Annotated in this window: 7 protein-coding genes; 2 read left to right on the plus strand and 5 right to left on the minus strand. The window is 50.6% G+C overall.

Going from position 1 to position 11,775, the window contains the following annotated elements; genetic code table 11:
- Positions 1 to 116 precede the first annotated feature (116 nt).
- From IO95_RS00105 to ygfK, 4 genes are read right to left on the minus strand one after another with little or no spacing between them, the layout of a single operon-like run.
- A complete protein-coding gene (locus IO95_RS00105) occupies positions 117 to 2,996 on the minus strand; it encodes a molybdopterin-dependent oxidoreductase Mo/Fe-S-binding subunit (protein ID WP_023491802.1) in 2,880 nt (959 codons plus the stop codon).
- Positions 2,996 to 3,772, minus strand: coding sequence for a molybdopterin-dependent oxidoreductase FAD-binding subunit (ygfM, locus tag IO95_RS00110; RefSeq protein ID WP_023491803.1), 777 nt, complete (start codon positions 3,770 to 3,772; stop codon positions 2,996 to 2,998). Before ygfM ends, IO95_RS00105 begins: the two co-directional genes overlap by 1 nt.
- A gap of 55 nt (positions 3,773 to 3,827) precedes the next feature.
- The gene (ssnA, locus tag IO95_RS00115; protein ID WP_023491804.1) at positions 3,828 to 5,156 is read right to left on the minus strand and encodes a putative aminohydrolase SsnA; all 1,329 of its coding nucleotides are present in this window, start codon (positions 5,154 to 5,156) and stop codon (positions 3,828 to 3,830) included.
- A 2-nt stretch (positions 5,157 to 5,158) separates the two neighbouring features.
- Positions 5,159 to 8,266, minus strand: coding sequence for a putative selenate reductase subunit YgfK (ygfK, locus tag IO95_RS00120; protein WP_023491805.1), 3,108 nt, complete (start codon positions 8,264 to 8,266; stop codon positions 5,159 to 5,161).
- A 570-nt stretch (positions 8,267 to 8,836) separates the two neighbouring features.
- Between ygfK and yqeC the strand changes: the two genes are divergently transcribed.
- Together yqeC and yqeB are read left to right on the plus strand one after the other, a co-directional pair.
- Entirely contained in the window at positions 8,837 to 9,616 is a 780-nt protein-coding gene (gene yqeC / locus IO95_RS00130; RefSeq protein WP_023492250.1) for a selenium cofactor biosynthesis protein YqeC, read from the plus strand.
- A gap of 18 nt (positions 9,617 to 9,634) precedes the next feature.
- Positions 9,635 to 11,224: a selenium-dependent molybdenum cofactor biosynthesis protein YqeB gene (yqeB, locus tag IO95_RS00135; protein WP_023492248.1), complete on the plus strand. Its 1,590-nt coding sequence runs from the start codon at positions 9,635 to 9,637 to the stop codon at positions 11,222 to 11,224.
- A gap of 355 nt (positions 11,225 to 11,579) precedes the next feature.
- Here yqeB and IO95_RS25885 read toward each other — a convergent pair.
- Positions 11,580 to 11,775, minus strand: a 196-nt coding sequence (locus IO95_RS25885) for a hypothetical protein (protein ID WP_235186715.1), incomplete at its 5' end; no start/stop codon positions are given.

The following is an 11,775-nucleotide window of genomic DNA, read 5'->3' on the forward strand; positions in this document are numbered from 1 at the left end:
CCCTTGACCTTTGTAGCCAGGTCATTATTGGGATTTAGCTGCCATCCTCAATAATTCGGATATGTAAGGGAATGACCATTAATCGGCCATTCCCTCATTAAGACAGCGGTATTTAATTACGCTGACAGTTTATTCAGCCCCTGTAGTACTTTTTCTGCGGTAAAATGCCATTCACGTAACCAGACACCACAGGCATCATGAATCGCCATGGCAATCGCCGGTGCAGCACCATTGACACTAATTTCAGAAATCGATTTAGCACCATAAGGCCCGACCTGATCATCACTGGGCACCAGGAAGGCTTGGAAGTCGAGCGGGATATCACCAATTTTCGGTGCACCATAACTCTGTAAATCACGGGTTATCGGTGAACCATGGCGATCATAAACAATCTCTTCCGTCATACTGTGACCAATGGCTCGCATAGAAGCACCATAGATTTGGCCCAAAGCCAGCTCTGGGTTAACCGGGGTACCACAATCCAGCAAGGCATAAAACTTATCCAAGCGGATTTCACCGGTACGCACATTGACGGCCACTTCGACAAAGTTGGCACCATAAGGGAAAGCAAAGTCAGCAGAAATATAACTGGCTGTCGCCACCAGGGTACCAAAACCAGTGCCGGTCTCAGCCTTATGGGCAATCTGTGCAAATGTCACTTCACCGCGTTTGCCGCGCACCACCCCAGGCACCACCAGTTCCACATCGGCTTCTGGTTCGCCCAACATCTGCGCCCCATGGAACAGGATCTTTTTCCTCAGGTTCTCTGCCGCACTTTTCGCCGCATTACCGGAGAAACAGGTGCCGGAAGAGGCATAGGCCCCTTTATCGAACAAGGCATGGTCAGTATCACCGGAGATCACATGCACATCGGCAAACGGACAACGCAGGACTTCAGCCGTCAGTTTCCCCACCACCGTATCCAGGCCGGTACCAATATCCGCACCACCAGAATGGACGATAAACGTACCATCTGATTCCAGTTTGATCATGCAGTTAGCCTGATCAATATCCGGAATACCTGATTTCTGCATCATAATGGCGACACCGCGACCCACTTGCCAATCGCCATTTTTTGCCTTTGGTGAGCTCCAATGGATCAACTCTTTCCCTTTACGCAAAATAGGCTCAAGGGCACAACTGGCAGCGGTGGGTACCGATGTCGGCATTTTGCCTTCACCAATCGCCCCGAGGATCTTCAACTCTTGCCCTTCCACCACGCGGTTAAGCTCAATAATCTCCAGTGGATCACGCCCCAGTTTCTCTGCCAATTCAGCCAGAATCATCGTCAAGGCAAAGGTCCCTTTAGGTGCACCATAGCCTTGATAAGCCCCCGTCGGGCAGATGTTGCTGTAGTAGGTGGTCACCTGGAAATTGACATTCTCACAAGGATAGAGCGGCAATGATAATGCCGGGCCATTACTGGGCACCGTCAAAGCATGGTTGCCATAAGGGCCGGTATTCGCCAGGAAGTTCATGTCGATCGCCGTTAATCGACCCTCTTTGGTGGCACCGACTTTAATCTTGACCTTAGCCACATGGCGCGAGGTATTGCTGATAAATTCTTCTTCACGGGTATATTGGAAATAGACCGCACGCCCGGTGACACAGGTCGCCCAGGCACACACCTCTTCCAACAGGATATCCTGTTTTGAACCGAAACCACCGCCGACTCGCTCCTTGATAACATGCACTTTATGCTGCTTGAGACCAACGATACGCGCGACCTGACGGCGTAAGTGCCATGGCACCTGAGTGGAGGCATGGATAACCAGTCGATCGCCATCCATATAGGTGTAACAGACGTGTTTTTCCGTTGGGCACTGCTGTACCTGCCGGGATTCATAGGTGCGTTCCAGCACCACATCCGCTTGGGCAAACCCTTGCGTCACATTACCAATCTGCCCATGTACTGCTGCCGCGATATTACTATGCGGTTTGGCACCGATGGGGAAGTTGATAATCAGATGTTCATCACCCCGTTGCGCACTATGCTGATTTTGTTCAGCCAAATCAGCGGGAGCACCGTTAACATAAACAATGGGTTCGTCGTGAACCAGCGGCGCACCGGGTGCCATCGCCTCGTCAATGGACATCACTGCAGGCAAGACTTGGTATTCAACCTTGATTAAATCAAGAGCAGCCAAAGCAATCTCTTCACTTTCTGCGACCACGGCAGCAACACGATCACCCACGTGGCGCAGTTTCCTGCCGAACATCCGCCGGTCAAGGGGTGAAGGTTCCGGGGCACTCTGACCGCCTGGGGTGTAATAGATATCTGGGCAGTTAAGATGGGTGATGACATGCACTACCCCAGGTAATGCTTCCGCAGCACTGACATCCAGATGAGTGATCAGTGCATGGGGGTGCGGGCTACGTAATATTTTGATAATACAGGCATCATGGGCAACTCGGTCTTCAACATAACAGGGTTTGGCTTGCACCATTTTTGCCGCATCGACTTTCGGACAAAGTTTGCCAACCACATTCAAATCAGTACGAAACTCTGGCGCTGAAGGGGCCTGAAAATCAGGATCATTACGGCGTGCCACCGCCAGTGCCACCACCTGATAAAATTGTTGATAACCGGCATCGCGGCTGAATAAACCCGATAATGCATCATCAATCTCATCGCGAGTCGGTGTGGTAATACGCGTTAATAGATCAGTGAGGATCAACGCGGCGGCCGGGTCGTTATAGCCAGACTGCACCACGCCGACATCCACCATCGCCTGCTGTACCAGGCTAAGCTGGTTCCAACTGCCCAAGGCTTCCGCCGTGGTGACAACCGCCCCTTCCAGTTGAGCGGCAATCAGCAATGAGGCATTAACCACCACGCCATTAAACACAATGGCATCCGACCCGGCAAAACCGAAACCATCATCACTGTTACGTACTGAATGCATACCCAGTTTAAACAGTAACTGCTGTACATTATCCCCAGGTTGACACGCTATTTCCCGCTGGCGGTCATTAAGCGTAAAACAAATATTCATTATTGTTTCTCCCCTGATGACTGGCACTCAGCAAGCAGATCCGCCACCACCACACCGGCGATATAACGCTTATAGGCAACACTGCCGCAAACATCCGCTTGTGGCGTCACCATATCGGCCACCCGCTTTTCCAGCGCCTGACCTTGTAAACCTGCTTGCTCTGCATCACGTAAGCGAGTCGGTTGCGCCACCACACCACTAAGCGCAATACGCACTTTAGATTGTGTATCGCGAGAAACCGCTGCGGTCACCACCGGCAACCCAGCGGCTGAACGGGCAACTTTGCGGGTTGCACATTGGCGATAAGCGTCAGGTAGCACCACCGCCAACAATAACGCCTGTTTATCACTGGCCAGATACTCTTCCAACGAACAGGTTTTACCGCTACCCAGCTCTACTTTGGCGCTCAACGCCAGCAACACTGGCAGCAGTACAGAATCTTTAGGGGCTGAAGCAATTTCGCCGCCTAGGGTTGCCTGATTACGAATATGGCGGGAATAGACAAAACCCAGCGCCTCGCGTAGGGCCGGTGGCGTCAAGGTATGATCGAATAAACGTTGTAAGGTGGTGGTAGCACCAATATGCAATTCACCCTGTTGCCAATCCACTTGGTCAAGGCCCAGATGTGTTAGTGCAATGGCGATTTTTTGCCGCGCTTTGGTTGGCGTGGCATTAATTTTACTACCCCCGGCAAAGTAAATAGCGTCTTCAAGAAACTGATGCTTCAACGCCTGAGCCTGCTGCACCGATTCTGGACGATAGAATTGTTCAATCATTTTTCACCCTCATTATAGGGTTAGCCGCTCGGCTGTTCACCGAGCGGCAACCGGCTTATTTCAAGGCATCCATACGTTTCCACAACTGTGCCGCCGCCTTGCGTGCCTCAGCATAGATAGGTTCCACATCAAATGGGAACTCGCCGTTTTGGTAAACCATGCGCCCTTCCACCATCACACTGTTAACACTGCTGGCCCCCATACCAAAGGCCAGATGCCCTGGGACGTTCTGTGCCACCAATGGTGTGGGTGATGAGTAATCACAAATCGTCAGGTCCGCTTTATAGCCTGCCGCCAAACGACCGAATTGCGCCCCAAAGTTACGGGCTAACAGTTGGTTACCGTTTGACAGGAAACGTGCAAAGCTGTCTGGCCACAATGACCCACCGGCATCACGATGCTTGAAGAACGCAAACTTGAGCTCCTCAAACATATCCGCCCCGATACCATCGGTACCGAGCACCAGGTTACGGTACTGTGCCAGTTGATGATTATAGCCAACATGGTTGTTCATATTGGAGCGAGCGTTATGCACCAGGAAAGCATCATGCTGGTTGATCAGCTCAATATCAGCAGCAGACAAATAGAGCCCGTGAGCCACTAAGGTTTTCGACCCAATCAGACCGTATTCCGCCAGGCGTACCATCAAATCTTTGCCATACTTATCGTGGCTGTGAGAAACATCGTACCGGTCTTCAGCGGCATGAATATGTAACCCGCGGCCAGTACTTTGTATTGCCCCCTTCAACATCTCCAGACCGGCATCCGAGACCGTGAACGGCGCATGGGCACCGATATGCGCCTCCACCAGATAGGGCTCTTTACCTGCCGCTTTGGCAGCATCGATCAAGTTGGCAAAGGCAACGTTTTCCTCAACCCCGGCCAGCAACTCATGATTACCGCCGTTACGGTCGGTAGTCTCATAGCAAGTCATGCCGCGCAACCCAGCTTTAATAAAGCCACTGCGCAGAGTTTTCAGTGAGCCGGCAATAAAATTAGGCGATGCGTGATGATCGATAACCGCCGTACAACCACTTTTGATCGCTTCCAGTGAGCAGATTAACCCACTGTAATACAACGATTCCTCATCCAGCGCCCGATCAAGGCGCCACCACAGGTTTTTCAAGGTAGAAATAAAATCTGGGCACGGTGCAATGTTGGCCATGATGCCGCGTGATAATCCAGAGTAAAAATGGTTATGAGCACAGACAATCCCCGGCATGACCCATTTACCCTGCATATTGCGCGTTTCAGCCTGCGGATATTTGGCTGCCAAGCCCACGCCCACCTCTTTGATCAGCGCGCCTTCAATGGCGATATCAACACCTTCTTGAACCAGTGGTGGATCAAGTTGCACGGCAGTTGCATTGGTTAAAATCAACATAGTTAGACCTCCACCTCACCAAGCAGATAATGATGGTGATTGTGCACATGGGTGATAATACGGCACATTTCATCCAGCTCTGCGGGTGCTTGTTCAAGCTGACCGTGGCTGTTTATTTTCAGTTGGTAGACATTACCGTCCTGACGCACACTGACCTGCGAGCCCTCCACCAAGAAACCCGGGTTACTGCTGTTGGCAAAGTCCTGTGGCAAATTGAACACGGTAACCTTGTCTTTGTATGGCTTACCCTGCCATGGACAGAACTGGGCACAGTTACCGCATTCGTTACAATAAGAATCCAGATGCAGTGTTTGGAAGCGATCATGGAAACCAGGAATGGCAATCGACACGTTGGCACGGTTAGGGCAAACATCGACACATTTGCTACAAATGTAATTACATTCCAGACAACGTTCTGCTTCCTGGGCCACAAAAGCGTCACGCTCACTCTTATCTACCATCGTGACCGAAATAACCCCTTTACGGCGATACACCTCGGCAGGATCAACATTCGACCAATATTTGTCGGCATGGTGAGATTTAATATTCTCCCGAGCCAGTACCACGTCGGTGGCCTTACGTGCGGTACCTATTGCCGCAACAATGGATGACGGGCCACTCTGAACATCACCAATCAGGAACACATCTGACCGAGTGGTTTCACCCGTGGCGATATTGACCTGTGGGTAGCCCTCGGCATCCAGCGGTATTCCCAGCTTGCGCAGCACTTCGCCATCAGCTTGTTCACCAATGGCGGTGATCAGGGTATCAACATGCAAGGTGACGGTTTTATCGGTGGCCACTGGGCGGCAACGCCCCTTCTCATCGGGCTTGCCGAGGATCATTACTCTGGCCGTCAACTTCCCATCGGCATCAAAACGCTCTGGGTTGGTGAGGAACATAAATTGCACACCATCTTCTACCGCTTCCAGATACTCTTCACGATAGGCTGGCATTTCATTCAGCGTACGACGATAAAGCACCGTGACCTTTTCCACACCCGGTACTTTCAGTGCAGCCCGTGCACAATCCATGGCGGTGTTACCGGCCCCCACTACCGCAACATGCTTGCCGAGGTTGGACAACTGCCCTTGATTGTAACTGCGCAGGAATGGCAATGATTTATGTACATTGCGGTTATCACCCGCCAACTGTACGCCACTGTTTTTATCTGTACCGATACCGACAAAGACATACTCAAAACCTTGCTGTTGCAGCTTGTCTACCGTCAAATCAGGGTCACAGCCATAAACAAACTTCACCCCGTGTGCAGCAACAAAATCGATATCTTGCTCAATCAGCTCAGCCGGAATACGGAACTGTGGAATGATATTTTTCACCACACCACCGGCATTGGCCTCGCGCTCAAACAGGGTCACCTGATAACCGGCACGCGCCAGGAAGTAACCGGCCGACAGACCTGCCGGGCCCGCCCCTAACACCGCGACGGGGCGTTTGCTGCCCACGCCAGCAGGCTTATGCCAACGGCGTTTATACTCATCCCAGCCTTTTTCCAAGGCGACCTTTTTCAGATCACGAATATTTAACGCACTGTCATAGTCAAGGCGGGTACAGTTATATTGGCACTGGTGATCACAAATATGCCCGGTGATAGCAGGTAACGCGTTGCGTTGGTAGATAACCCCCAAGGCATCGGCATAACGCTGTTCACCCATCAAACGAATATATTCTGGAATATCCTGTTTGATCGCACAGGCAGTAATGCAAGGCGCTACATAGCAATCGATCATCGGCAATGGTCCGCCAGCATCAATGCTGTCATTAGACTTCCAGTGTTTTTGCGTGTACTCCATGCTGACCGCTTTGTCTGCCAATGCATTCAGCTTGTTCACATCAATACGCGCCATATTCCAGCATTCGGACTCATCCAGCTCTTTCATGCACTCTACCTGGCGCAAATAACCGCCCGGCTTCAGCAAATCAGTCGCCATGGTGATGGGTCGAATACCGGTTTCAAAAATATCGCGGATATTAAACTTGCTGGCCCCGCCAGAATAGGAGATCGGCAATTCACCGTTAAATTCACGGGATAGTACTGCAGCCACATTGATAGAAAGCGGAAATAGCGCACGACCAGACATATACATCTCTTCGCCAGGTAGTGCCCCTTTATGGTTAATCGTTCCCAAAGTGTTGGTCAATTTGACCCCGAAGCCCAGCTGCTGCTGTTTACCGAGATCCGCCAAGCGGTGCAACATGGCCAGTGCTTGTTCCAGTTTAAGATCGTGCTCGAAAGATTCCTCTTTCAACCCGACATAATCAAAACCACAGGTATCTAAAATGGAGCGGACCCGTGAGTAACCCAGCAGTGTTGGGTTTAATTTTACAAAGGTATTGAGGTGTTTCTCTTCCAGCATATAGCGACAAATGGCTTCAATTTCATTCGGCGGGCAACCATGCATGGTAGACAGTGTGACACCATGGACCATGCGAGCGGGGATATGGCCAGGTAACTGATTTAATGCGCTACGTTGAGAGGTTAAAGCAAAGCGATTAATAAACTCATCATTAGCCACCCATTTGCTGAGGATCTTTTCATACTCGGCAAACTTCGGATGCTGGGCTGAATCCATCATATTATGAATAAAGTCCTGCATCGGAGCTTGTTTAATCCCTTCCAGGTTGTAGCCTACGCTCATATTGAAGATAAAGGATTTGCTTTCACCTGGGGAGCGAGGATCAAACATCTCTTCCAACAAATGCAAGACAAACCAGGCTTTCAAATATTCATCATAGGCTTTAAGCAAGGTAAATTCGGTAGACCACTCGGTATTAAAGCATTCATCTTCTGCATCAATACAAGGCTTTTCAATCTCCAAGCGGTCGAGGATTTGTACCGTTTTTAACTCGATAAACCGCCCACCGGTCAGCCAGGCGACGATGATATTCTGCGCCAATTGCGTATGAGGCCCAGCGGCTGGACCTAAGGGGGTTTCACAACTTTCGCTGAAGACTTTGATCTTTCGATCGTCACGTTTGCGATAGAACTGCTGCTCAGGTATGCCAAAGATAGAACGGTTCTCGTGGTACTCATCAAAAATACGAGTTAACAGCGCCTGGAACGGAACGGGACGCATTATATCTCCCATAACTTAATCTCCTTGTGACGAAATGCCTGAATAATGAGAATCGGTTAAAACCGAATGGCAGTTTTTGACCTTGGTTAGTCATACATGCAGCAACAATCAGGCCAAATTTTCTGATAACTTTTGTGTTGGATTAAATTCGTGAGGCAGTTCTAATTGTTATTTTTATTTGTGAGGAGCCTCACAGATGCAAATAAGAATGAAAATCAGTGATAACAGACCATTAACCTGAAAATGTCACCGGATAACCTCAATTATCAAAAAAAAATTCTCGCCTATCACTTTGATACACCCTTGAAACGCTACCTGGTAATACAGGTTGGCATGATGCTGATTAACTCACTGTTGCGCATCATGCCAAATTGGCTGACGTTTAAAATAGCGCCCTATTCATTGCCCTGTTCAGATAAACTCGATACTATTTTGTGAGCGCAATCGATAAAATATAAATAATTTTCAAAATCTCGACTGCATCAACAAATAATTATTATTAAATCGCCAATTGAAAATAAAACACGGCATATTAGCTTTTATTACTGCGTATTATTTTTTATCGCTGCCAAAAGGAGACTTATGCCACCAGATCTAAAGGCGCTATTTGCCGAGGAGTATCATCGCCTCGATAACGGTGAACCTCTGTTGATAAGCCTGATTGGTGCCGGGGGGAAAACCAGTTCCTTGTATTGGCTGGCGCGCACCTTCTATCAACAAGGCAAACGTGTCCTGTTGACTACCACCACCAAAATGTATCGTCCTGCTGCGGAAAACTATCATCATCTGTTATTAGGCGCGCCCCCCACCATAAGTCGAGAGCCGGCTATCACTGCCTGGTTCTGTCAATATCAGCCGCAAGATAACAAGGTTAGCGGGCCAACTGCCGAATGGCTTGATGAGATCAAACAACGTGACCTGTTTGACGTTATTTTGGTGGAGGCCGATGGCTCGAAAGGTTTACCGCTGAAAGCCCCGGCAAGGCATGAACCTTGCATTCCTGATAGTAGTGATTGTGTGATTGCATTAACCGGAGGGCAAGTGATCGACCAACCCGCTAATCCGCAGCAGATCCAACGTTGGGAGATCTTCTCTGCCCTCACCGGGGTGGGCGCGGGTGAACGGCTGGATCTGCAAGTGTTCGGCAGGCTGATCGCTCATCCAGAAGGCATGTTCAAAGGCACTCCGCCGCAAGCGCGACGCATCTGGCTGATTAATCAGTTTTATCATTATGATAATCAACCCGCTCCCGCTTGGCAGGCGTTATTGCAAAATGCGCCAACCCTCAGTGCCATCTGGTTTGGTGCGGTGCAGGAAACCCCGGCGATCACCCACTATTTACAACGTAATTCTACTTTCTAGGTTATTGATGAGGTCAGCATGAATATCTTCGCCACCGCGGCGCAACTTGAAGAAGAAAACCGACCCTTTGCACTAGCCCAGATTATTGAAAGCCGGGGCTCTACACCGCGCCACTCGGCACAAATGCTGGTGATGGCGGATGGTCGCACGGTAGGTACTATTGGTGGCGGTATGATTGAGCGCTTGGTGATTGAACAAGCGATTGAAGCCATTACAGAACGCAAAGCCAGAGTTTTCCATGGTCGCATGGCGCGTACCGGGCAAGATGCGGTGGGTTCTGATTGTGGGGGGGCGATGTCGGTTTATATTGATGTACATGGTTTGCGTCCACGTCTGGTGTTGATCGGTGCTGGGCACGTTAACCGCGCTATCGCCAACGCCGCCAAGCCGTTAGGATTTGATATTCATGTCGCTGATATCTATCCCGCTAGCCTAGAGCCGGCTCTGTTCCCACCGGGTTCGACATTGGTTCATGGCGAAACATTTCCTGATGCCATCAACAAAATGAATATCACCGCCGATAACTTTGTGATTATCGCCACCAACAATCAGGATTGTGAAGCCTTGAACGTGCTGATCAAGCACCCCGTACGCTATCTGGGGCTATTAGCCAGCCGCCGTAAAGTACAGACCTTCACCCAGTTGCTTAAACAGCAAGGCACCAGTGAAGATGAACTCGCCCGGTTACATGCACCTATCGGTTACAACATCGGTGCGGAAACCCCGGAAGAAATTGCCATCAGTGTTCTAGCCGAACTGCTGCAAGTACGTCATCAGGCTGCGGGCGGGCTGATGAAAGACGACATCAGATTAAGCCGGCAAAAGCTGGTGGTGATCCGTGGTGCCGGAGATATCGCCACCGGCGTCGCCCTGCGGCTTTATCATGCTGGTTTTCAAATCGTGATGTTGGATGTCGCCCAGCCCACAGCTATCCGCCGCAGCGTCGCCTTTGCTCAGGCGATGTTTGATGGTTCAACCTGCGTAGAAGGTGTTACCGCTCGGGTGGCAAAAGATGTCAATGAGGCCTTTGATTTCATCAACCAAGGTGAAATCGCGCTGCTGGTGGATGAAGAGGCCCACAGTCTGAAACAGCTCAACCCACGTTTTCTGGTGGATGCCATTCTGGCCAAGCAGAATCTGGGGACCCAGCGCAACATGGCCCCGATTACCATTGCCCTCGGCCCAGGATTTAATGCTGGTCATGATTGTGATGCAGTCATTGAGACTAACCGCGGACACAACCTCGGCCGGGTGATTTATCAAGGTTATGCTCACCCCAATACCGGTATCCCCGGTGATATTGGTGGTCATACTCTCCGCCGGGTAATCCGCGCCCCCGCTGACGGACTAATGCAGTGCCATGTAGCCTTAGGTGACCTGGTACAAGAGGGAGAGATTATCGCTCACTGTGGCGAAGCACCCGTCATCGCCCCGATTAGCGGTATGGTCAGGGGATTACTGCAGCAAGGCTTAGCAACCCAGGCAGGCAGCAAAATCGGTGATATCGACCCCCGAGGTATCGAAGCGGATTACACCACCGTCTCCGATAAAGCACGCGCCATCGCCGGTGCAGTACTAGAAGCCATGCTAAAACTCAACCGCCAATAACCACCACGGGCCAACACCGTTGGCCCAAGTTCCGTCATCCTTTAAATTGCTGCAGTTGTTCACCTCCTCCCTAAGGCCCACCCGTTAGGCCCACGGCCAGTAGTGTTGATGAACGCCCACAAAATTAACAGACGCCTCCGTGCTGAGGAGTTCACAGTGGTTGACGCCATTGAAGGCGCTGAACGCAGCTACGGCACATAGGCAAACTCGCCAAGGACACCCCTAACCTCACCCGTTAGGCCCACGACCAGTAGTGTTAAATCTGTTCCTGACAGACAAATTCTCACAAAATTAACAAACGCCCCCGTGCTGAAGAGTTCACAGTGGTTGACGCCATTGAAGGCGCTGAACGCAGCTACGGCACATAGGCAAACTCGCCAAGGACACCCCTAACCTCACCCGTTAGGCCCACGACCAGTAGTGTTAAATCTGTTCCTGACAGACAAATTCTCACAAAATTAACAAACGCCCCCGTGCTGAAGAGTTCACAGTGGTTGACGCCATTGAAGGCGCTGAACGCAGCTACGGCACATAGGCAAACTCGCCAAGGA

It is taken from the genome of Serratia sp. DD3 (genome assembly GCF_000496755.2).